This is a genomic window from Myxococcus sp. AB025B (assembly GCF_006518215.1).
In the GTDB taxonomy this organism is placed as follows: Bacteria; Myxococcota; Myxococcia; order Myxococcales; family Myxococcaceae; genus Myxococcus; species Myxococcus fulvus.
Genome location: NZ_SRLW01000176.1, coordinates 1 through 21,111, shown reverse-complemented (window position 1 = coordinate 21,111; position 21,111 = coordinate 1). Strand labels below are relative to the sequence as shown.

Sequence of the window (21,111 nt, the reverse complement as noted above, 5' to 3'; positions counted from 1 at the left end):
GCCTTCGTCCCCGCGCAGCCCATCCCCAACAGCGCACCCAACATCCACACCACCGACGTCATCCCGAACCCACGCATCGTCATCCACCTCGTGCCGAAAGGCCGGGCCCACCCGAGGGCCCGGCGAACGAGGCGGAAGATGCGCCAGCGGCCGTTGGCGTACTTGCGCGCATCGGCCATCGATTTGCTCCCACCCGCCATCCGGCCCGACGCCCCCCGCGGGCCCGACTCGTGCGGGCGCCAACACACCGCCCCGCCAACGGCATCCACACCGGCCAGGGACGTGGAGTAGGTTCCCCCTACATCCCCGGGAGGACCCACCTCATGCCGAAGACGAAGTACGTGCTGGCCCTGGACCAGGGCACCACTGGCACCCACGTCTCCATCCTCGACTCGAAGCTCAAGGTGGTGGGCAAGTCCTACAAGGAGTTCACCCAGCACTTCCCCAAGCCGTCCTGGGTGGAGCACGACCTGGATGAAATCTGGGCCACCAGCGAGTGGTGCATCGCCCGGGCGCTCAAGAGCGCGGGGCTCACCGGCCGGGACATCTCCGCGGTGGGCATCACCAACCAGCGCGAGACGACGGGCCTGTGGACACGCGACACCGGCAAGCCCCTGCACCGCGCCATCGTCTGGCAGGACCGGCGCACCGCGGACCTGTGCCGCAAGCTCAAGGAGCGCGGCGTGGAGCCCCGCGTGCGCGAGACGACGGGCCTGGTGGTGGACCCCTACTTCTCCGGCACCAAGCTCACCTGGCTCTTCGAGCACGTGAAGGGCGCGCGCGCCAAGGCCGAGCGCGGCGACGTGTGCTTCGGCACCATCGACACGTGGCTCGTCTACAAGCTCACCGGCGGCACCACCCACGTCACCGACGTGTCCAACGCCAGCCGCACCCTGCTGATGGACCTGCGCACCCTGCAGTGGAGCGACGAGATGCGCTCGCTGCTCGACGTGCCCGGCGCGTGCCTGCCGCAGATTCGCGGCTCGGCCGAGGTCTACGGCACCACGCGCGGCATGCGCAGCCTGCCCGACGGCGTGCCCGTGGCGGGCATGGCCGGTGACCAGCAGGCCGCCCTCTTCGGCCAGGCCTGCTTCGAGCCCGGCGAATCCAAGTGCACCTACGGCACCGGCGCGTTCCTCCTGATGAACACCGGCACGGAGCCGGTGCGCTCGTCGGCGGGCCTGCTCACCACCGTGGCGTGGCGGCTGGGCGGCACCGGCTCCACCACGTACGCGCTGGAGGGCTCCAGCTTCATCGCCGGCGCCGCCGTGCAGTGGATGCGCGACGGCCTCAAGGCCATCAAGCGCGCCCCCGACATCGAGGCGCTCGCCGCCAGCGTGAAGGACTCCGGCGACGTCGTCTTCGTCCCCGCGCTCGCCGGCCTGGGCGCGCCGCACTGGCGCCCCGAGGCGCGCGGCCTGTTCGCCGGCATGGACCGCTCCACCACCGTGGCCCACATGGCGCGCGCGGTGCTCGAGGGCATCGCCCTGCAGATTCACGACCTGGCCGAGGCCATGCGCCGCGACAGCGGCCGCGCCATCCCCGTCTTCAAGGCGGACGGCGGCGCCGCGGCCAACAACCTGCTCATGCAGTACCAGGCCGACCTGCTCGGCGTCCCCGTGGTGCGTCCGAAGAACCTGGAGACCACCAGCCTGGGCGCGGCCTTCCTGGGCGGCCTGGGCGCGGGCGTCTGGGACAGCCCGGAGGCCATCAAGCGCGCGTGGAAGGCGGACAAGACCTTCAAGCCGAGGATGAAGCCGCCCGAGCGCGAGCGTCACCTCGCCAAGTGGAAGCGCGCGGTGGAGCGCGCATGAAGTCCCGGCGGCTCCTCCTGCTCGCCCTGGCCTTGCTCACGGGCTGCCCGGGCACCCTGCCTCCCGAGGAGTGTTTCCTCACCGGCGCGGCGGAGCCCCCCACGCTCATCATCGCGCAAGGGGAGACGGCGAGCGTGCGCGTCCCCGCCACCAGCCCCCAGGTCTGCGACACGCCGGAGGACGCCCACACGCCCGAGTCCGTCACCGTGGAGGTCCACAGCCCCGACAACCTGCCCGTGCCCGCCACGGTGGAGCTTCAGCCGGGCACCTGGTTCGCCACCGTGCGCTTCACGCCGAAGTCCACGGGCCGCCACCACGTCATCGTCGCCTTCGCCCCCGTGGGCAGCCTGCGGCAGTTCGACGTCCACGTGGCCCAGGACGAGCGCTCGCGCGCCCCGGTGGCGACGCTCGACGCGCGCCCCACCTGTCTCTTCGTGGACCGCACGCGCAGCGGGACCTGGCTGTGCGACCACCTGGCCCTGCGCGAGCCGGGGACGCTGCCCCAGCCCGTGGGCCGTGAGGCCCAGCCCGCCACCGCCGTGGCCGGAGACGTGGTGTGGGCGATGACGGACACGCAGGTGCGCCGCTACGTCGACCCGGGCACCGGGCCCCTCGTCCTCACCGGCGCCGCGCCCCTCCCGCCCGGCTCGTACGACACGGACCGCACGCCCCACTCGCGGCTCGCCACCGAGGACGAGTACCTGGTGGCGGACGCGACGACGCTGCACCGCTTCATCTTCCGCGAGGGGGAAGGGGTGCTCGCCTTCTCCAACACCCCCTGGAGCTCGCTCTCCACACCACAGCTCACCTTCGGCGCCGACCACACCCGCGCCATCCTGGTGCGCGGCGGAGACACTGTCTGGCTGGTGAGCTCCGCGCAGGACTCCGTCACCTTCACCCCGCGCACCCAGGCCTGTCCCTTCCAGGTGGACGCGCGGGGCTTCTATCGCCCCAGCACCACGCGCGCCTGCCAGGTGCTCGCCGGAGACCCCGTGGGCCATGGCGAGGGCGTGGTGTGGACCCGCGACACGGTGCAGACCTCGACCGGCTTCATCCCCGTGCTGCACCGCCATGAAGTCAGCGCCGCGCACGGCCTCCAGGAGGCGGGAGCGCTCTCCCTGGACAGCAGCATCACCAGCTTCGTGCAGGAGCTGCGGCCCGGGCCCTCCCATCCGCTGCTCAGGTCCTCGAGCGCGGTCGGTCCCTTCGCCACGCCCCGGTGGAACGCGGAGCGAACCGCGCTCGTGCTCGCGTTGCTACCCGACCCCGGTCACGCGAATCACATTACGCGCATCTCGGACCATTTCACCTGGACGGTGAACCGTCTCGGCGCGCCGGGGGTGCGCGTGCATCCGTGGACGTCCGCCCCCTGACGGGTGCTTTCCTCGGGCGGCCAAGCGGGTATGAAGGAGGCACCATGCCCCAGAAAGCCCCCCTGCTCGCGCCCGAGGCCCTCCAGTCCTTCCTCGCCCAGCATCCCAAGTGGAAGCACGAAGGCGGGATGATTCGCCGCACCTATGAGGCCCCGTCCTTCCTCGCGGGCATCGCCTTCGTGGAGCGCGTGGCGCACGCCGCGGAGAAGGCGGACCACCACCCGGACATCGACATCCGCTGGCGCAAGGTGACGCTGGCGCTCGTCACGCACGACTCCAACGGGCTGACGTCCAAGGACACCGAGCTCGCCCATGAGGCGGACCGGCTCTTCGACGAGGTGGTACCCCAGAAGTGAGCACCTCGGCTGTGAGTGGCTTCGTCGTGATGGCGTCCAGGGTGCTCTCGGGGCTGCGCGCGCTCGTCGGGTGCGCGGTGGTGATGCTGTCGACCGCCGCGCTCGCGCAGGACGAGCAGCCCACGGAGCCACGCCCGGAGCGGCTGTACTTCAACCCCGGCTCGCTGTTGGGCTCGGCGCGCGTCGTCGCGCTGGGCGGCGCCTACGTGGGCATCGCCGAGGGCGCGGCGGGCTTCCCCAGCAACCTGGCGGCGCTGGCCCACCGGGGCCCCGCGCTGGAGAAGGACTGGGACCTGGGCGTCACCCTGTCCTGGCTGGACCTGCCGTTCACCAGCGGACGCGCGCGCGACGTGGACAACGACGGCCGCGCGGACGAGTCCCAGGACCGGCGGCAGCTGCTCGGCGGCCTGCTGCTGCAATACAAGCGCTTCGGCATCGGCTTCGCGCTGCGCAACAGCGCCGTCACCTACTGCGCGACGGTGGCGTGCGCGACGGACAGCGAGCGCATCCGCGTGTCCATGACGCAGTCGGTGCTGGCCGGCGCGGTGTCCTTCGGCCAGGACGACTTCATCCTCGCGCTGGGCATCTACGCGGCGCAGGCCACCTTCCGGCTGTCCTCCGGCGGAGAGGACTGGCGCTACGGCGACACCGGCGTGGCCGTGGACATGCTGTACCGGCCCCATGGTCGCGCCTGGCGGCTGGGCGTGACGGTGCGGCCGGAGGTGGTGGCGGACTGGCGCCGCAAGGACGGCCAGGCGCCGGTGCTGGCGGACCGCACGCTGTTCAGCGCGGTGGTGTCGCCCGCGGTGCTGTCTTTGGGCGCGAGCTGGCGGCTGGGCGAGGGCGCGGAGCGCTACAACCGGCTGTCCCCCGCGGCGCGGCGGCAGCTGCTCGTGGACGGGGACGCGCTCCCGGTGCCGGAGGAGGAGCCCCGGGACGCGCCCGCGGGACGGTGGCTCATCAGCGCGCAGGTGGACCTCTTGTCCGGCGTGGACAACGCGGTGCCGCTGCGCACCTTCGCGTCCACGGCCCAGGAGCAGCTCGTGGGCCACACCTCCGAGTTCGCGCCCCGGCTGGGCGTGGAGCACGACACCGTGCCAGGGATGATTCGCCTGCGCGCGGGCGTGTACGCGGAGCCCTCGCCCTTCGATGGCCGGCCGCCGCGGCCGCACCTCACCGGCGGCTTCGAGGTGTTCGTCCTGCGCTACTGGGAGGACTGGTCCATCAACGCCTCCTTCGACCTGGCGAGCCGCTACACCAACGTCGGCCTGTCCATCGGCTTCTGGCGCTGAAGGCGCGGCGCGCGCCCGCACGTGGGTAGCGCACGGGCCTCCGTGGCGACACCGGGTGCGCGACCAGGGCACGCCGCCACTCCTCGAGGGAAACTCCGGGCGCGCATCGAAGCGGGCGAGCGAGCAGACATCGCACACGGTATTGCTGGCACCTACCAGCATGGAGACCCTCCGAGTGCGGAGGGGGCTTCATGCATCAAGGGCGGCGGTGGTTGCGGACTGTCGCGTGCGCGACAGCGCTGGGCTGGGCGGGATGGCTGACGGGCTGTGATGACGCGGACACGGAGGACCCGTCCGACTGTGTGAGTGAACCACGACGCGGCGGATGTCCCGAGCCTGCGCAGGAGCTGCCTCCTCCCGAGGAGGACGCGGGCACGCCACCTCCCGAGGCAGACGCGGGGACACCCGACGCGGGTCCGCCGCCCCTGGAGCCTCCACCTCCGCCGCCACCGGCGACGACAGGGAGCACGCTGTGGATGGCGCGCGAGGGCACCGCGCAGGATGACCTGGCGCTCGGCGCCGCGGTCGACTCCAACGGCGACATCCTCACGGCGGCGCAGTACGAGCTGGACGACCTCCAGGAGCGTCAGCCCACGGACGACACCGTGCGGCTGGTGCTCACCCGCCGCGCGGAGACGGGCGACGTGCGGTGGACACGCGCCTATCCGGTGCGCGTGGCCCAGACGCCGGAGTCCCTGCGCGCGGAGGTGAATGCACGCGTCGCGCCGGCTCCGGAGGGTGGGCTCTTCGTGGCCGTGGATGCCCGGGGCCTGGTGGACTTCGAGCCCCAGGAGCTGGGGGACGGCGCGTTCCTGGCGCGGTTGGACTCGGCGGGCAACCTGGTCTGGACGGCGCGTGTCCCTGGGGGCGACGCGACGGTGGCGGACCTGCTGCTCGACGCCCAGGGCCGGCCGATGGTCGCGTTCAACACCTCTGGCTCCACCGACTTCGGCGAGGGCGTGGTCGGCTCCGGCGCGGTGGTGGTGACGTACTCGGTGGACGGCAAGCCCGAGCAGGCGCTGAACGTCGGACGCGCGGAGGGCGAGGGCGCGCGCGTCCTCATCACCACGATGGCCCTGGGGCCGGACGGGCACGTGGTCGTGGGCGGGCGCTACGTGGGCGCGGTCCGCTTCGGGACGCAGCGCTCGGAGGGCGCCTCCGAGGGCAGCGCGTTCGTCGCCATGTACCTGCCGACGGGCGCACTGGTCTGGGCGCGGCTGCTCGCGCAGGCGAAGGGCACGGTGAGCGACGTGGGGGTGGATGCGCGAGGCACGGTGGTGGCGCTCGGCTCCTTCCTGGGCACGGTGTCCTGGGGGACGGCGAAGCTCCAGGGCCACGCGTACCGGGCGAGCCCCTTCCTCGTGTCCGCGGATGCGGCGGGCAAGGAGCGCTGGAGCCGCAACCTGGGCGATGGCCTGCGGGCCGGAGCGCTCGGGGTGAAGCCCTCGGGCGAGCTGGTGGTGGGCGGCTTCACGTACTCGCTCATCGTGGACGGCGCGGCGGGGCCGGATGGACTGGGCTCGGCGCAGCCCGTGGCCCTGCGCTACGGCGCGGACGGCGCGTCGCTCGGGCTGAAGCTGTACATCTCCGACCCGCCCCAGCCCCGAGGCGAGCTGTACGGCGTGGAGGACCTCCGCTTCGTGGGCATACTCCCGGACGGCGATGTCCTGCTGTTCGGCCACACGGACCGCAACTCGGACTTCGGCACCGGCCGGCGCGCGCCGGCGCGCAGTGACCTGTTCCTGCTGCGCATGAAGCAATAGGCGGCGCGAGGGCCTCGAGCGCGACTCGGGGCCCTTCGCCTCCGCTCGGATGACACGGGCTTCTTGGCTCACGCCGCGACGAGCGGCGTCGGGCCTCGTGTCGGGTCCACCCTCGTGTGATGGGTGCGCGGCGCCGGGGCGGCTGAGCCCACCGGGCCTCGAGACAGACACATCCGCGGCGCGCGCGTGGCCTTCGCGCCGGAAGTCCCCGGTCAGCCGCCGCTCGGAAGGCACCTGCATCCCGAGGCGGTCGGCTCACCGGAGCGTGTGGACAAGGCGCCTAGCGGCGCGTGGTGCGACGCGAGGCCTTCCGGGCCGCGCCCTTGCGAGCGGTGGTGCGACCACGGGCCGGGCTCTTGCGCGCGGTGCGACCCGCCGTTCCGGTCCGACGCGCGGTCGTCTTGCGAGCACCGCCCCGCTTGCTCCGGGCCGGGGTCTTCTTGCGAGCAGTCCTTCCGCGCGTGGTCGTGCGCTTCGCCGCGGCCTTGCGGCGCGAGGTGGTCTTCTTCGCGCGAGCACCGGTGCGGCCCGACGCCTTCTTCGTGGCGCGACGGCGCCGCGAGGATGACTTGCGCGTCGAGGACGTCGAGGGAGCCAGGGCCATCTCCGAGGGGGCCAGGCTGTCGGTGATCTGCGAATTGACGGTCTCGTGAGTCATTCCATCTCCTCCGGTGAGCGAGAACAACAGGCGATGCGAAACGCAGCGTACGCCTGTGCGCGCGCGATGAGAGCCCTCCCCCTCGCGAAGATGAACGACAGCGGACGAATGGCGCGTCGGACTTCGCGCATCAGGGTGCGTAGCCGAGTTCGCGCTCCACCTTCTCCACCTGTCCGAGCGCTTCCTTCAGGCCTCGTGAGGAAGCCACCGCACGCGCGCGCCGCAGTCGCTCCTCGACGCGCGACTTCTCTCCGAGCAGCGCGTGGGCCCGACCCAGCTCCAGCAGCGCGTCGACGGCGGACCACCAGTCCTCGTGGGACTCCGCGTTGGTGAGGGCCTGCTCCAGGTGGGGCAGCGCGGCGGGGACATCGCCCCGACGCAGGTGGAGCCGGCCGAGGGAGGTATGGGCCTCGCGCTGGCCAGCGGGGTCCTTCACCCGACGAGCCAGGGCGAGGGCCTTCTCCGAGAGCGCCAGGGCCTGGGCGTCCTTGGGGTCCTTGCGCGAGCGCACGTTGGCGAGGGCGACCAGGGCGAACATCTGGCCGGTGTTGAAGCCGACCTGCTCGCGCAGCCGCAGGGACTGTTCATACAGGGTGATGGCGGAGTCGAGCCGGCCCTGGTCCTCGTCGAGGGAGGCGAGGTGGCGAAGGTTGTAGGACTCCATCAGGACGTCGTTCGAGGCGCGGGCGAGGGACAGGCCATGCGCGTAGGTCGACCTCGCGGCCTCGGCCTGGCCCTGGAACTGTTGGGTGAGGCCCAGATGGAACAGGGCCTCGATGTGTCCTCGCGAGTCACCGGAGGACGCGGAGAGGTCCCGGGCCTGCTCGAAGAGGGCGACGACGGGGGCCCACTCGCCCTGGCCGGTGAGGAGCACGATGAAGTAGTGGAACATGCCCTCGGCGTCGAGCGCGGCGACGCGGGCGGGGGCGTCACCCGAGGCGTCGGCGAGGTGGCGGGCGCGGCGCAGCACGTCGAGCACCTGGGTGGTGTCCATCCCCGGCTGGTGACGGAGCATGCGGGACATGACGCGGCCCTGCTCGGCGAGGATGCGGGCTTCCCCTCCCGGGTCCTTCAGGGTCCGAGCGCGCTCACTGGCGAACTGACCGAGCGACACGGCGTCATCGAAGCGGCTCTCCAGGTCGTAGGCCTGCATCACGGTGACGGCGGCCTCGCTGAAGGGGCGCCCCTGCTCCGCGGCGGTGCCGACATGGGTGGCCTGGGCGGGCCGGCCGGTCGCGCAAGCGGTGATGAGTGATGCCAGTCCCACACAGATGACCTGCCGCATGTCCGAGTCCTCCGGGAGAGGCGTCGTGCCCCTCCATCGCGGAGACGAGGCTAGGGGGTGGGTCGCGCCGTGGGGCGCTGATGGGATGAGACGCGGATGGGAGGGACGAGCCGCGGACGGGGAAGGATGAGTGTCCCGCTGTCGGGGGGGCCTCGGATGGGGTTACCCTCTGCGACATCATGACAGCCGAGGAACGACAGAAGCTCGTGGAGCAAGCGCGGGCGCTCCTGTTGGAGCAGGTGGTCCGCTGGGAGTCCCCCATGCGGTGGAGCGAGGACGACAGCAATGGCTACCGGAAGGTCGCGGTGGCGGCGCGTCAGGCGCTCGCGGGGGACACGGGCGCGATTGCGACACTGAGGCGGGTGTTCGACGAGTCGTTCTTCGCCAGGACGAACTCCCACAACGAATACGGACTGGCCTCGCTGGGGCTCGCGCTGCTCGGGGACCGCGAGTCGGTGGAGCGCATCCGCGCGGTGTCGCCCATCAACCTGAACCGGACGACGAAGCCGCTCGCCCTCGCGCTGCTCGAAGAGGACTGACGGCTCACAGCGGATGGCCGAGCACCTGCTCCAGCCGGGCCCGGTACGTGCGGCTCAGCGTCAGCTCCTGGCCATCCTTCAGCACCAGTCGATGGTCCCCGGACAGCGTGGGGGTCAGGGAGACAATCCGGTCCACGTTCACGAGCGCCGAGCGATGCACCCGCGCGAACCGCCGCGCTGGAAGCCGCCCCTCCAACTCCGCCATCGTCTCGCGCAACAGATGTGTCTGGGTGCCGACATGCAGCGTGACGTAGTTCCCCGCGGACTCCACCCAGTCCAGGTCCTCTACCGGCACGAGCAGCGTCCGCGTCGCCGACTTCACCACGAGCCGCTCCGTGGGCTCCGGCTTCAGCTCCTGGAACATCCGCTGGAGCTGCTGCCTCAAGTCTCCCGGAGGCGCTGTCAGTCGCTCCCGCACCCGCGTCAACGTGCGCCGGAAGCGCTCCACAGTGAATGGCTTGAGCAGGTAGTCCACCGCGGCGGCATCGAACGCGCGCAAGGCGTGCTGCGGCCACGCCGTGACGAAGACGACCACGGGAGGCGCGGCCTGCCCCAGCTCCGCCAGCACACCGAATCCGTCCCGCTCCGGCATCTCCACATCCAGGAACACCAGCGCCGGCCGCTCGCGCGCCAGAAGCTCCAGCGCCTCCTGCCCGTCCCCGCACTCCACCACCGGATGAAGGTCCGTCTCCGAGGCCAGCAGCGTCCGCAGCCGCTCGCGCGCCAGCGGTTCGTCATCGACGATGAGCGTGCGCACCGTCATGCCCGCGTCCTCCGATAGGGCAGCGAGAGCGAGAGGAGGAACCCGCTCGGCGCACGCGCCTTCCACGTCACCGACTGCTCGGCACCGTGCAGTCGCTCCAGTCGCGCCCGCGTGGCGCCCAGCCCGATTCCCTCCTCCAGCTCCGTGCGTCCCGCTGGCGGCCCCACCCCGTCATCCTCCACCTCCAGCGCGAGCCGCGTTCCGTCACGTCGGACCCGGACCCAGACCTTCCCAGGCCCCCTGCGCGGCGCGATGCCGTGTCGGATGGCGTTCTCCACGAGCGGCTGGAGCAACAACGACGGCACCAGCGCGTCCCTCGCGTCCTCCGCCACGTCGACGTCCACCTGGAGCCGATCCGAGAAGCGCGTGCGCTCGATGTCCAGGTAGGGCGAGAGCAGCTCCAGCTCCTCCGAGAGCGGGACCTCGTGCCGCCCGTCGCGCTCCAGGCTGGCGCGGAGCAGCTCGCTCAGCTGCCCCACCATCCTGTCCGCGGACTCCACGTCCCGGTGCATCAGCGCGGAGATGGCGTGCAGCGTATTGAACAGGAAGTGAGGCTGGAGCTGACTGCGCAAGAGCTGCAGCTGGGCCTGCGCGAGCTGCGCCTCCAGCTGGGACGCGCGCACCGCCTCCTCGCGCATCCGTCGGGCGTACGCCACCGCGGCCTCCATGCCCACCAGGGAGAAGTAGATGAGCAGGTCGAAGTCCGTCGTCTTCGAGGCGATGAACAGGAAGTAGGTCCACGCCGCGGACGCGCCGCCGCTGACCTCCACCACCAGCCACTCGCGCAGCACCGCGAACAGCCCCAGCGCCAGCACCGCGAAGCCCACGCCGGGCACCAGGTGCAGCAGCAGTTGCACGAACCACGGCCGGCCCGTCGCGCGAATCCGACGCGCCACCGCCAGCACGAGCGGCGTGAGCACCGCCCAGGCGTACCAGACACACGCACCCGTCAGCAGGGCCTCGCCCAGACGCGGCGGCTCCCCGTGCGAGGCGCGGTACACGAAGAGCTGCGCCCCATAGAGCAGCGCGAGCACCGTGTACCCGGCCAGAATCACCGCGGGCCAGAACCACCGGGACGACAGTCCCCACCGGGCCCCGGTGGACGAGGACTCGGCGGGGGACACGGGACTCCATGACACGGTCGGGCTCGTCGACATGGTGGACGGTGTGGACTCTAGTCCGCCCACACGTCTCTTGCCGAAGCCCACCCCTTCAGCCCTTGAGGAACGCCGCCAGCTTCTCGTACGCCACCGCGAGCGGAGCAATCGGCGCGCTCTCGTTGGCCTGGTGCGCCTGCGCCGTCTCGCCGGGCCCGTAGTTGATGGCGTCCACGCCCCACTCACCGAACCGGGCCACGTCCGTCCACGCCTGCTTCGACGCGGCGGGCAGCCCGGTGATGGCGAGCAGCTTCTGGAACAGCGGATTGCCCGCCACCACGGGGCCGCTGGGCGAGGCATCCGTGATGATGACCTCCGCGCGTCCCGCGACGAGCGCGTGCACGTCCGCCTTCGCCTGCTCGATGCTCTTGCCCGGCGCGAAGCGGTAGTTGAGGTTCAGCTCGAACGACTCGGGGATGACGTTGCGCGCGCGGCCGCCCTTGGCCAGCGTGGCGTTGATGACTTCGTAGAAGCGGAAGCCCTGCACATCCACCTCCACCCGCTGACGCGCCAGCAGCTCCGTGAGGAACGGGCCCGCCTTGTGGATGGCGTTCTCCCCCTGCCACGGCCGCGCCGAGTGCGCGCTGCGTCCGCCGAAGCGCACCGTCACCTGCATGGAGCCGACGCAGCCCACCTGCACCTCGCTGTCCGTGGGCTCCATCGCGATGCCGAACTTCACCTTCGCCAGGTCCGGGCGCGCCGCGAACAACGGGATGAGGCCGCTCTCCGCATACGCGCCCTCCTCGCGCTCGTAGAAGAGGAAGGCCAGGTTGACCGGCAGCGTGTCGCGACGGAGGTCCTCCGCCAGCGCCATCATCACCGCGAGCCCGCCCTTCATGTCCGAGGCGCCCAGGCCGAAGACGCGCTCACCCTCGATGCGAGGCTCACGCCCCTGGTCGCTCGGGTGCGCGGGCACCGTGTCCAGGTGGCCGATGAGCGCCACCGTGGGGCGAGGGTCCTCCAGACGACCGAGCAACAACGTGTGCCCCACGCGGAAGACCTCCGCGGGTGGGAAGTGCTGGAGCGCCCAGCGCTCGACGAAGTCCGCGATGGGGCCTTCCTGCGTGATGGGACTGGAGATGCGGCACAGCTCGAGCGTCGTGCGGGCGAGCCTCGTGGCGAGGTCTTGAGAGGACATGCGGACACCACCATAACCCCACCCCCTCCCCCTTCGCTGGCCTCCCCGCTCTCCGACAACGAACCGGTCTCCCCAGGGCTCCGGAGCCTCCGGATTGACGCCCGGTGAGTCCGTCGTCTCACTCGAAGGCGGGGCGTGACACTGATCGCGCGTTCACCGAAGCTACCCTCGCCCCAAATCCTCCGAGGATGAAATGTCGTCGAACAGCGAAGCGACCCAGGCCCTGCTCTCCCTCTGCGGCGACAAGCGTCGGTGGAAGACGGAGCTCACCGTGGACGCGGTGCGGAAGCTGCTCGCCGAGGGCGCGGACGTGAACGCTCGGGACGTCCATGGCCAGAGCGCCCTGCACCACGCCGTCCAGGGGCAGTACCAGAAGGGGGATCCGCTCCCGGACGTCGCGGTGGTGCGCGCGCTCATTGAGGCGGGCGCGGATGTGAATGCGCGGGACAACCATCAGCAGACACCGTTGCTCAGGGCCCTCCCCTCGGAGAAGAGCCCGGAGAACGAGGCGCTGGCGCTGGAGCTCATCGCCCTCTTGAAGGCCGCTGGTGGGAAGGTGCCCTCGGACGTGGTGGACGGGAACGGCGCGGCGTTCCGCTGGACGACCGCCAGGCTCCTCAAGGAGGTGCTCGACGCGGGGGCTCGCCTCGACGCGCGCAACGAGCGGGGCGGGACGCCGCTCCACAACGCCGTGGTCTCCGGAGACCCCGACGTCATCCAGTTGATGCTGGAGCGCGGCGCCGAGGTGAACGCCATCGACGGCCAGGGCCGCACGGCGCTGGGCATCGCGCTGCGCACCAAGGAGGAGGTCTGGGTCGCGCACAACAAGCGGACGGCCGGGTTCAACGCCGTCATCCAGGTATTGGAGGCCGCGGGCGGCAAGGCCAGCGTCTCCATTCCCCTGAGCGATGACGTCTTCGCCCCCTACCCCCTCGACGAGGCGGCGTTCCGCGGGGCCCTGGCGGAGAAGAAGCAGAAGCTCTCCTTCAAGCACGCCATCGCCTCCGCGCAGGAGGCCATCACGGGACTGCACGGCTACGGAGACCCCGCCGAGGCCCTCGGCAAGCTGGAGACGCTGCGGGACACGCTCACGGCGCCGCCCAGGAAGGTCCACATCAAGGAGCCGCTGGACATCCGGAGCGCCTTCTTCCACCACGGCGACCTGGAGGTGGACGGCGACCTGGACATTGGCAAGCCGTTCGCGGTGACGGGGGACGTCATCGTGCACGGCGTGGTGTGGGACGCGGGCAACGACTCGCTGGTGAACATCCTCGGCAACCTGAAGTGCCACGCGCTCTACTCGAGCGGCGAGTTCAGCGTCGCCCAGGACATCGAGGCGCGCGACGTGGTGCTCGGCTACTACAACGACCACATCCTCGCGGCGAAGACCATCCGGGCCCGCGTCGTCATCGAGGATGACCACGCCTTCGACGCCAGCGTCGAAGCGCAGCACCACTTCGACATCGACACCTACGCCCAGGGCTACGGCGACGGCGTGGCGGACGAACTGAAGGCCATCTTCGTCGACGAGGTGTTCGAGAAGACGGAAGACGCAGGAGACGATGAGGAAGGCGAGCCGGCGCAGATCGACAAGGGCGCGCTCTTCAACAACATCAGCAAGGGCCTGCCCGTCTTCCGCGAGTAGCCCCTCAGAACGTCCGGATGAAGTCGAGCTCCACGCTCAGCCGGCCGGTGCGAGCGCTTCCTCGAACTCCGTCGCGCCCTCCAGCAGCGACGCGCACAGACACGCGGGGCCCTGCAACGCGGTGAAGCCATGCGCGCTGCCCTCCAGCTTGTCGAGCGTCTCACCGGGCCACACCTCGTGCCCGCCGTCCTCGCGCAGCCCGCCCTCCAGCACCAGGTTCCACTCGCGCCCCAGGTGCGTGTGACGCGGATAACGCACGCCCGGGTTGAGACGCAGCACCGCGGCCATCATCCCCTCGCGCGCGGGGCCCGTCTCCACCGGGAACAACTCCGAGCCCTCCACCGGCCCCGGCATCCACAGCGACGCATCCTCCAGCGACTCGAGCAGCGCGCTCGCCCGCTCCCGCGTCACATCGAAGAAGGCCGCCAGCTCCTGCGTGAAGCGCTCCAGCCGGCCAGGCCCCTCCATCCGCGCCATCAACGCGGTCAGCACCCCGGCCGGCGGCTCCACCGGCGACTCCAGCGCCAGCAGGCCCTCACGCACCGAGGACAGGCGGTCGGCCTCGACCCGGCAGCGCTCGCACGCCGCCAGGTGTCGCTCCAGCGCCTCCCGCGAGGAGGCGTCCAGCGTCCCCAGTGCCCACTCGGCCAGGATGTCGTCGAGGTGCTCCGTCATCGCGTCCCATCCCGTCCCATCACACGGGCACTACGGAAGCCGCCGCCCTGGTGGATTTCCCTGGGGGCTACACCGCCACCGCGAAGTCGCGGAGGGCCGAGTTGAGGCTCGTCTTCTTGTCCGTGGACTGTGTCCGCTGCCCGATGATGAGCGCGCACGGCACCATGTACCTGCCCGCGGGGAACTGCTTCTCGCGCATGCCCGGAATCACCACGCTGCGCGCGGGGACGCGGCCCTTGTAGACGCGCTCCTCGGGGCCGGTGACGTCGATGATTTGCGTGGACGCGGTGAGCACCACGTTGGCGCCCAGCACCGCCTCCTCCTCCACCACCACGCCCTCCACCACGATGCAGCGGCTGCCCAGGAACGCGCGGTCCTCGATGATGACGGGAGACGCCGTGGGCGGCTCGAGCACCCCGCCCAGCCCCACGCCACCCGACAGGTGCACGTCGCTGCCCACCTGCGCGCAGCTGCCCACCGTGGCCCACGTGTCCACCATGGTGCCCGCGCCCACGCGCGCGCCGATGTTCACATAGCCGGGCATCACCACCGCGCCCTTCTCCACGAAGGCCCCGTAGCGCACCGTGCCCGGCGGGACGACCCGCACGCCCGCCTTGTCCAGGTTCTTCTTCAGGGGGACCTTGTCGTGGAACTCGAAGGGCCCCACCTCCATCACCTTCATCTCCGACACGGCGAAGAACAGGAGGATGGCCTCCTTGACCCAGGCGTGGACCTTCCAGCCGTCCGGGCCCTTCTCCGCCACGCGCAGCTCGCCCGCGTCCAGGCGCGCCACCGTCTCGCGCACGGCGGACACGAAGTCCGCATCCTTGAGCTTCGTCCGGTCCGCGAACGCGGCCGAGACCTTCTGGGACAGTTCTTCGATGGGCAACATGGCGCCACCTTGAAGCACACTTCGGCGCGCCGCGCCGCACCAACCTGCCCGCCCTCAGGGGTGGGACGCGTCCGGCTCCGACGCCTGGCTCGCGTCCGGCTCAATCAGGCCCGCGGGCTCCGCCAGGGGCAGCGTCTGCGTGGTGATCTCCCCATGCAACGTCCGGGGCGCCACCTCCGTGTGCCCGCGTCCCTCCAGCTCCACCGCGCCCCGTGAAACATGTCTCACCCGCGCCATGGGCACCTCGCCCCAGGTCCGGCTGAAGGGCCAGCGACGCACGTAGAGGTGCGTGTCGCTCAACAGCGCCACGTATCCCAGCAGCGCGCCGCCCTCGTCGCGCACGCGCATCCCTCGGGTGATGGAGCGCCGCTCATAGGGCGACGCCGTCTCGGGCCAGGCCATGCGTTCCACCTCCTGCCCCCAAGGTGCACCTCCTCCTGCCCACAGAGGAGCACCCCTCGCGCGCCCGCTTCCTCGCCTGCTTGAGGCAACTTGAGTCCCAAGGGCTCCGATAACTCTCTGTTTTGCCGCGTTGAGCAGTGTCCACAACTGGTCAATCGACCCCTGGTCGTGCCAGCATCGGGTCATCCCTCACCCCCTGGAGGGCACATGAGCGCTACCCCCTCGCGCCCGTGGAGCCTCGCCGTGGCAGTGCTCGCGTCGTTCGTCGCCGGATGCCTCGGCGAGGCGGCGCTCGACATGCAAGGTCTGCCGGGCCCCGGCAACCCCAACCCCCAGCCCCCGCCGGTGCAGCAGGACGGCACGCTCGACTGTGACCTGGACCGGGTGCCGGCGGGCGTGACGCTCGCGAGCATCGCCTCCGACTTCGAGCGCGAGGTGCACCCGGCCCTGGTGCGCGAGGTGTCCGGCTGCATCTCCTGCCACGCGACGACGAGCGGCCGGCTCTTCAAGGTGGGCCTCAACGGCGTGGAGAACTTCTACGCCATCCGCGCCGCCGGCTACCTCACGCCCGCGTCGGGCTCCATGCTGTCGCGCCTCGTCACGACGGACGAGAGCGCGCGCATGCCGCGCGGCGAGCCGGCGTGGAACGCGCGCGAAATCGCCGCGGTGGCCGCGCTCACCTGTCAGCTCAAGGCGGTGGAGACGCGCCAGCCCTCGTCGCGTCCGGACGAGGAGTTCCCCCCGGCGCTCCTGGAGCCCTACCGGGGCCCCTCCGTCGCCACGTATGACAATCCCTTCCTGGGCTTCGAGCAGCTCAAGGGCAAGGTGAAGGCCGTCTTCGACGACGACTGGGTGCGCGGCGGGGTGGACCGCTTCGCGCAGAACGTGGGCCTGCTGGGCGGCGTGGACTACAAGGACCACTTCGTCGAGGCGCGCGTCGCCACCGCCGACTTCTTCCTGGGCCTGGATGACCTGTCGCGCGACGTGTGCCTCACGGCCGCCACCCACAAGATGGGCCCCTTCTCGGGCCTGGACCTGGCACAGCCGCTGACGGACATCCCCGCGCCCACCACCAAGACATACGAGATGGAGGCCGCCGCGCGCGAGGGCACCACCCTCCCCGCGGGCACGCAGATTCTCGCGAGCACCGGCGGCAAGTCCGGCAGCACGGGCTGGAACCTCTACACCACCGGCACCCTCACCACGCTGCAGCCCTACGTCTTCCCCGCGTCCGCCACCTACCGCTTCACGGTGAAGGCCAAGGGGGACCTGTGCGGCCCGGACCTGCCGAACATGCAGCTCAAGGTGGACGGCGTGCTGGTGAAGGAGTGGAGCGTCGCCAACAACACGGCCTACGCGGACTTCGTGCACACGCAGGCCGTCGCCGGCGGGGACCACCTCCTCACGGTGGGCTTCACCAACGACTACGGCGAGACGGGTGTCTGCGACCGCAACCTGCACGTGGACGCGCTCGTGGTGTACGGCCCCACGGAGGCCGCCACCGGCACCCAGCGCGCGGACGCGGCGAAGGCCAAGGTGGACACGCTCTACCGGCGGATGCTGTACCGGGCCTCCTCCCCCGAGGAGCGCGCCAACGGCTACGCGCTGGTGACGGACCTGCTGGGCATCGAGGCCAACGCCACCAAGGCCTGGAGCGGCCTGTGCGAGGGCCTGATGCGCGCGCCCGACTTCCTCTTCACGCTGCCGCCCTCGTACGAGCGCTTCACGGGCAAGGAGCGCGAGCGGCTGCTCTTGGTGAAGCTGGCCATGGACCTGCTGGGCAGGCCGCCGTCCGCGCAGGACTTCACCGCGCTGGAGGACGGGCAGAAGTCGTGGGAGGCGATGGTGGACGGATACCTGGCCTCGGCGGACTTCCGGGCGAACTACTTCAAGCGCATGCGCGTGCGCACCGAGAGCGAGGGCACGCCCGACACGGACGAGCCCGCGCGGCTATGGACCTTCCTGGTCGAGCAGGAGCGGCCGTTCGGGGAGCTGCTCACCGGCGACTACTCGGTGGACGGAAGCTTCCAGCAGGTGACGCGCCCCCCGCAGCACGGCAAGACGGGCGTGCTTACGATGAAGGGCTTCATCAAGAACAAGCCGGGCCTGCCGCACTACAACTACGCGGCGCGCGTGATGACGGACTTCATGGGCACCCTGTACGAGGTCCCCGCCGAGGTCTTCGACATGCGCGGCGCGGCCACCGCGTCCTCCACCGTGGACCCCAGCAGCATCTGCTACTCCTGCCACCAGACGCTCACCCCGCTGGCGCACCAGCGCCTGCGCTGGGACGACGAGGGCAACTACCGCACCCAGGACGAGCAGGGCGTCACGCTGGACGACACGGACAGGAACCTCGCCGCCACCTATGCCTTCAAGGGCCAGGGCATGGAGGCCTTCGCCACGCAGGCGGTGAAGAAGGAGGCCTTCGTGCGCCGCACGCTCAACGCCCAGTTCGCCCTGCTGTTCGGCCGCGAGATGCGCCACGAGCAGGACGAGCGCGCCATCTACAAGCGCCTGTGGGACGTCAGCCACGAGCACGACGGCAACCTCAAGGCCGTGCTCAAGACCCTCGCCACCTCTCCCGAATACCTGCGCCAGTAGCGCCGCCCAAAGGACCGCCGCCATGAACCGCCGCCGATTCCTCGCGGGCGCCGCCGCGGGCGCCGCCATCAGCACCCTGGACTGGCTCCGCTTCTTCCGCGCCTTCGGAGTGCCCGGGACGAAGAAGGAGCTGGGCTTCGCCGAGGCCGCCGCCGCCGAGGCCGACAACCCCCGCTTCCTCATCTACTGGTTCCAGGAGGGAGGCTGGGACGGGTACTCGATGTTCAACCCCGTCCACACGCCCAACGACTCCATCCGCGTCATCCCCGCGGGCGAACTGCGCCCCACCCCGTCGTGGACGAACCACCGCTACCGGCCCAAGGGCTACGGCGCCACGCCGTCGGACCCGCCGAAGACGCAGGGCAACATCCAGTACGGCTACCTGGCGCAGGACGGCCTGGACCTGTTCCCCGACCTGGCGGTGGTGTCCAGCCACAACGGCAACACCTTCCACTCGGGCGGACGGTGGGAGTACCACTACGGCAAGTACAGCGCGTCGCTGTCGGGCAAGCGGGGCGCGGACGAGCGCACGGTGATGCAGGCGTTCTGCGAGGCGTACGGCACGGGCTTCCTCTTGCCCCACGTCTCGTGGCACCGGTGGCTGTCCGACGGTGAGCTGTCCATCCCGTCCTATCCCGAGGGCACGGGCTACTACGAGAAGCTGGGCCCGGTGCACGCGCACACGCTCTACGGCAAGACGCCCGCGGCGATGCGCGAGCGGCTCGCGTCGCTGGGCAACGTGGCGCAGGGCCAGCGCGACGCGCGCATCCGCCAGTTCACCGACAACCTGCAGGCGAGCTTCCTGGCGGAGAAGAACAGCGAGTCGGTGCGCGCCTTCAACTCCGCGCTCCAGATTCACCGGGCGCTGACGGCCGGCGGCAGCATCAACCTGGACCCGCGCACGCTGTTCACCCACACCACGCTGCGCGCCGAGTTCGGCATCACCGCGGCGGACGAGGCCACGGACTCGTCGTCCATCAACGGCAACCCCGCGCGCACCAAGGAGACGCCCAACACCAACGTGCAGGCGTTGATGACGTACGAGATGATGACGAAGGGGCTGTCCATCGGCTTCTTCATCGAGAACCGCGGCCTGCGCCAGTTCGACACGCACCGCGACCGCCGCTCCATCATGAACAACAAGGGCCAGACGGAGCAGCGCGACATGATGCGCAAGAACCTCTGGAACCCGCTCAAGACGCTGGTGGCGAAGCTCAAGGCCACGCCCTACGGCACCACGGGCAAGAGCTACTACGACTTCACCACCATCGTCCTCGCCTCGGAGATGGGCCGCACGATTCAGGGCGACGTGGAGGGCATCCTCGCCAAGGCGGGCGTGACGGACGCGCAGAAGTACGAGGAGATCATGCTCCAGGACTGCTGCCAGCACTGGCGCGTCAACAGCGTGGCCTTCCTGGGTGGCACCGTGCGCGGCAACACGCAGTATGGCCGCGTGGGCAGCGCGTCCCTGGACGGCATCCCGATGATGCCCAACGGCACGCTGGACCCGGCGTACGACCCGGACACGGGCCTGCTGGTGCCGGGGCGGACCAAGAACGCCACCAGCTTCGTGTCCGACGCCGGCCACGTGTACGCCACGGCGCTCCACCTGTCCGGGTTGGACCCGGCGGCGCTCAAGGCCGCGGGCAAGGGCAAGAACGACCGCCCGCCCATGACGTTCATCAAGCGCTGAAGCGCCCGCATGATGCGGGGCCGCCACCGTCCCTCCGGAGGCGGCCCCCAAGGCTCAGGCGACTTCAGGCGTCGAGGACGCGCGCCACCGCGTCCACCACCTCCTGGTCCGTGGGGAAGGCCAGCGACGCCTTCCGGATGACCACCTTGCCGTCGACGGCGACCTCGTAGCTGCCCGACGGCCCGGGCTTCAGCTCCGCCTCCACATCCAGCTCGTCCTTCAACGCGACCGCCGCACGGGCGGCCCTGGGCTTGTAGCCTCAGGAGTTGCAGTACGTAATCGTGACCTTCTTGTCGGCCATGGCGTGTCTCCTCGCGCGGGGCTCGGCCCCGTCCCCGAAGAGATAATGCGTTCGCGGCCCGCGAGCCAGCCAGGTTGCTCCCCAGTATCCATCCGACAGAGGGTGTGCTGCGGGGCGTTGCCGGGATGAGAGAGACAGGTCAGCCCTCGACGGATGAGGAAGAGAGCTGAGAAGTCGGAGTAGGTGCGTATCCGTCCGGCCAACGACGTTCTGAGAGGCGTTGAGTGAGGCGTCGGCGCCGTGGACCCTGGCGTGCATGTCGAAGCCAGGAGAGAAGCCGGAGTGGGCACGTGTCGCGGAAGCGTTCGAGGCGAGCGGGCTGACGCAGCAGGAGTTCGCATCGCAGCGAGGTCTGCGCCTGAGCACGTTGCAATCATGGGTGTACCGGTGCCGGCGTCAGCGGGCCAGGAAGGGGGAGCCGGTGCGGCTGCTGCCGGTGGAGGTGGCTGGCGTGGCGCAGCCGAGCGCGGCGCTCCTCGAGGTAGAGATGGCCAGCGGAGCGCGCCTGCGATTCGCCTCGGGCACCGACGTGGAGTACGTGGCCCGGCTCGTCGCGGCGCTGGGGCGGTGAGACGTGTTCGCCCTGCCTGCGTCGGTGCGCGTGGTGCTGGCCACGGCGCCAGTGGACATGCGCAATTATGCCGAGTCCGGCGTTATGCGGAGTTGAGGGGCATGCCGCGCGCCAGTCCGAGGAGGAGACCGGCGCGGCGGCTCCGCATAATCATGCCCCTTTCCGCGAGGGCCGCAGCGAGGCGAGCAGC

19 protein-coding genes are annotated in these 21,111 nt (G+C 70.8%); 10 read left to right on the top strand and 9 right to left on the bottom strand.

All coding sequences use genetic code 11. The features are described 5' to 3' along the window. The first annotated feature begins 323 nt into the window (after positions 1 to 323). The 5 genes from glpK to FL311_RS26445 all read left to right on the top strand — a co-directional run bounded on the left by glpK (position 324) and on the right by FL311_RS26445 (position 6,598). Entirely contained in the window at positions 324 to 1,814 is a 1,491-nt protein-coding gene (gene glpK, locus FL311_RS26465) for a glycerol kinase GlpK (RefSeq protein WP_141329191.1), read from the top strand. Beyond that, complete coding sequence (locus FL311_RS26460) at positions 1,811 to 3,187, top strand: hypothetical protein (protein WP_141329189.1); 1,377 nt, start codon at positions 1,811 to 1,813, stop codon at positions 3,185 to 3,187. The genes glpK and FL311_RS26460 overlap by 4 nt, the downstream gene beginning before the upstream one ends. Positions 3,188 to 3,231: 44 nt before the next feature. Beyond that, positions 3,232 to 3,543: a 4a-hydroxytetrahydrobiopterin dehydratase gene (locus FL311_RS26455; protein WP_141329187.1), complete on the top strand. Its 312-nt coding sequence runs from the start codon at positions 3,232 to 3,234 to the stop codon at positions 3,541 to 3,543. A 29-nt stretch (positions 3,544 to 3,572) separates the two neighbouring features. Beyond that, complete coding sequence (locus tag FL311_RS26450; RefSeq protein ID WP_194869370.1) at positions 3,573 to 4,835, top strand: hypothetical protein; 1,263 nt, start codon at positions 3,573 to 3,575, stop codon at positions 4,833 to 4,835. A gap of 302 nt (positions 4,836 to 5,137) precedes the next feature. After that, positions 5,138 to 6,598 carry a hypothetical protein gene (locus FL311_RS26445; protein WP_228557090.1) on the top strand — a complete coding sequence of 487 codons (1,461 nt, stop codon included), beginning with the start codon at positions 5,138 to 5,140 and terminating at the stop codon, positions 6,596 to 6,598. A gap of 280 nt (positions 6,599 to 6,878) precedes the next feature. Here the strand turns inward: FL311_RS26445 and FL311_RS26440 are convergent, their stop codons facing one another. Both FL311_RS26440 and FL311_RS26435 read right to left on the bottom strand, forming a co-directional pair. Further along, complete coding sequence (locus FL311_RS26440; protein ID WP_141329181.1) at positions 6,879 to 7,256, bottom strand: cell envelope biogenesis protein TolA; 378 nt, start codon at positions 7,254 to 7,256, stop codon at positions 6,879 to 6,881. A gap of 130 nt (positions 7,257 to 7,386) precedes the next feature. Next, a complete protein-coding gene (locus FL311_RS26435; RefSeq protein ID WP_141329179.1) occupies positions 7,387 to 8,541 on the bottom strand; it encodes a lipopolysaccharide assembly protein LapB in 1,155 nt (384 codons plus the stop codon). A gap of 179 nt (positions 8,542 to 8,720) precedes the next feature. Here FL311_RS26435 and FL311_RS26430 point away from each other — a divergent pair, with 179 nt between their 5' ends. Further along, entirely contained in the window at positions 8,721 to 9,080 is a 360-nt protein-coding gene (locus FL311_RS26430; RefSeq protein ID WP_141329177.1) for a hypothetical protein, read from the top strand. 4 nt (positions 9,081 to 9,084) lie between these two features. Here FL311_RS26430 and FL311_RS26425 read toward each other — a convergent pair whose 3' ends face one another. From FL311_RS26425 to dapE, 3 genes are all read right to left on the bottom strand, one after another. Beyond that, entirely contained in the window at positions 9,085 to 9,843 is a 759-nt protein-coding gene (locus FL311_RS26425; protein WP_141329175.1) for a LytTR family DNA-binding domain-containing protein, read from the bottom strand. Then, on the bottom strand, positions 9,840 to 10,982 hold the full coding sequence (locus FL311_RS26420; protein WP_194869369.1) for a sensor histidine kinase: 1,143 nt from the start codon (positions 10,980 to 10,982) through the stop codon (positions 9,840 to 9,842). The genes FL311_RS26425 and FL311_RS26420 overlap by 4 nt, the downstream gene beginning before the upstream one ends. 73 nt (positions 10,983 to 11,055) lie before the next feature. Beyond that, complete coding sequence (dapE, locus tag FL311_RS26415; RefSeq protein WP_141329171.1) at positions 11,056 to 12,138, bottom strand: succinyl-diaminopimelate desuccinylase; 1,083 nt, start codon at positions 12,136 to 12,138, stop codon at positions 11,056 to 11,058. Between the two features lie 193 nt (positions 12,139 to 12,331). Here dapE and FL311_RS26410 point away from each other — a divergent pair, with 193 nt between their 5' ends. Continuing rightward, complete coding sequence (locus FL311_RS26410; protein WP_141329169.1) at positions 12,332 to 13,783, top strand: ankyrin repeat domain-containing protein; 1,452 nt, start codon at positions 12,332 to 12,334, stop codon at positions 13,781 to 13,783. A 36-nt stretch (positions 13,784 to 13,819) separates the two neighbouring features. On the opposite strand, the gene FL311_RS26405 is transcribed toward FL311_RS26410, so the two are convergent. The 3 genes from FL311_RS26405 to FL311_RS26395 all read right to left on the bottom strand — a co-directional run bounded on the left by FL311_RS26405 (position 13,820) and on the right by FL311_RS26395 (position 15,752). Beyond that, positions 13,820 to 14,458 (bottom strand): cupin domain-containing protein, encoded by a 639-nt coding sequence (locus FL311_RS26405; RefSeq protein ID WP_141329167.1) that lies wholly within the window; start codon positions 14,456 to 14,458, stop codon positions 13,820 to 13,822. A gap of 67 nt (positions 14,459 to 14,525) precedes the next feature. After that, complete coding sequence (locus tag FL311_RS26400; protein ID WP_141329165.1) at positions 14,526 to 15,350, bottom strand: 2,3,4,5-tetrahydropyridine-2,6-dicarboxylate N-succinyltransferase; 825 nt, start codon at positions 15,348 to 15,350, stop codon at positions 14,526 to 14,528. Between the two features lie 54 nt (positions 15,351 to 15,404). Then, on the bottom strand, positions 15,405 to 15,752 hold the full coding sequence (locus tag FL311_RS26395) for a hypothetical protein (protein ID WP_223749673.1): 348 nt from the start codon (positions 15,750 to 15,752) through the stop codon (positions 15,405 to 15,407). 207 nt (positions 15,753 to 15,959) lie between these two features. Between FL311_RS26395 and FL311_RS26390 the strand changes: the two genes are divergently transcribed. Together FL311_RS26390 and FL311_RS26385 are read left to right on the top strand one after the other, a co-directional pair. Continuing rightward, positions 15,960 to 18,356, top strand: coding sequence for a carbohydrate-binding domain-containing protein (locus FL311_RS26390; RefSeq protein ID WP_141329163.1), 2,397 nt, complete (start codon positions 15,960 to 15,962; stop codon positions 18,354 to 18,356). Positions 18,357 to 18,378: 22 nt separating this feature from the next. Continuing rightward, positions 18,379 to 20,049 carry a DUF1501 domain-containing protein gene (locus FL311_RS26385; RefSeq protein ID WP_141329161.1) on the top strand — a complete coding sequence of 557 codons (1,671 nt, stop codon included), beginning with the start codon at positions 18,379 to 18,381 and terminating at the stop codon, positions 20,047 to 20,049. A 64-nt stretch (positions 20,050 to 20,113) separates the two neighbouring features. Here the strand turns inward: FL311_RS26385 and FL311_RS44225 are convergent, their stop codons facing one another. Then, positions 20,114 to 20,350 carry an Rdx family protein gene (locus FL311_RS44225; RefSeq protein ID WP_228557089.1) on the bottom strand — a complete coding sequence of 79 codons (237 nt, stop codon included), beginning with the start codon at positions 20,348 to 20,350 and terminating at the stop codon, positions 20,114 to 20,116. 256 nt (positions 20,351 to 20,606) lie between these two features. On the opposite strand from FL311_RS44225, the gene FL311_RS26380 reads away from it, so the two are divergent. Then, a complete protein-coding gene (locus tag FL311_RS26380) occupies positions 20,607 to 20,921 on the top strand; it encodes an IS66 family insertion sequence element accessory protein TnpB (protein ID WP_141329159.1) in 315 nt (104 codons plus the stop codon). Positions 20,922 to 21,111: the final 190 nt, after the last annotated feature.

What these genes read in the sequence shown, in the direction of transcription:
- FL311_RS26405 (WP_141329167.1), bottom strand. Translation starts at nt 14,458, where the DNA reads ATGACGGAGCACCTCGACGACATCCTGGCCGAGTGGGCACTGGGGACG.
- FL311_RS26455 (WP_141329187.1), top strand. Translation starts at nt 3,232, where the DNA reads ATGCCCCAGAAAGCCCCCCTGCTCGCGCCCGAGGCCCTCCAGTCCTTC.
- FL311_RS26385 (WP_141329161.1), top strand. Translation starts at nt 18,379, where the DNA reads ATGAACCGCCGCCGATTCCTCGCGGGCGCCGCCGCGGGCGCCGCCATC.
- dapE (WP_141329171.1), bottom strand. Translation starts at nt 12,138, where the DNA reads ATGTCCTCTCAAGACCTCGCCACGAGGCTCGCCCGCACGACGCTCGAG.
- FL311_RS26430 (WP_141329177.1), top strand. Translation starts at nt 8,721, where the DNA reads ATGACAGCCGAGGAACGACAGAAGCTCGTGGAGCAAGCGCGGGCGCTC.
- FL311_RS26440 (WP_141329181.1), bottom strand. Translation starts at nt 7,256, where the DNA reads ATGACTCACGAGACCGTCAATTCGCAGATCACCGACAGCCTGGCCCCC.
- FL311_RS26450 (WP_194869370.1), top strand. Translation starts at nt 3,573, where the DNA reads ATGGCGTCCAGGGTGCTCTCGGGGCTGCGCGCGCTCGTCGGGTGCGCG.
- FL311_RS26395 (WP_223749673.1), bottom strand. Translation starts at nt 15,752, where the DNA reads ATGGCCTGGCCCGAGACGGCGTCGCCCTATGAGCGGCGCTCCATCACC.
- glpK (WP_141329191.1), top strand. Translation starts at nt 324, where the DNA reads ATGCCGAAGACGAAGTACGTGCTGGCCCTGGACCAGGGCACCACTGGC.
- FL311_RS26390 (WP_141329163.1), top strand. Translation starts at nt 15,960, where the DNA reads ATGAGCGCTACCCCCTCGCGCCCGTGGAGCCTCGCCGTGGCAGTGCTC.
- FL311_RS26380 (WP_141329159.1), top strand. Translation starts at nt 20,607, where the DNA reads ATGTCGAAGCCAGGAGAGAAGCCGGAGTGGGCACGTGTCGCGGAAGCG.
- FL311_RS26460 (WP_141329189.1), top strand. Translation starts at nt 1,811, where the DNA reads ATGAAGTCCCGGCGGCTCCTCCTGCTCGCCCTGGCCTTGCTCACGGGC.
- FL311_RS26435 (WP_141329179.1), bottom strand. Translation starts at nt 8,541, where the DNA reads ATGCGGCAGGTCATCTGTGTGGGACTGGCATCACTCATCACCGCTTGC.
- FL311_RS26425 (WP_141329175.1), bottom strand. Translation starts at nt 9,843, where the DNA reads ATGACGGTGCGCACGCTCATCGTCGATGACGAACCGCTGGCGCGCGAG.
- FL311_RS26410 (WP_141329169.1), top strand. Translation starts at nt 12,332, where the DNA reads ATGTCGTCGAACAGCGAAGCGACCCAGGCCCTGCTCTCCCTCTGCGGC.
- FL311_RS26400 (WP_141329165.1), bottom strand. Translation starts at nt 15,350, where the DNA reads ATGTTGCCCATCGAAGAACTGTCCCAGAAGGTCTCGGCCGCGTTCGCG.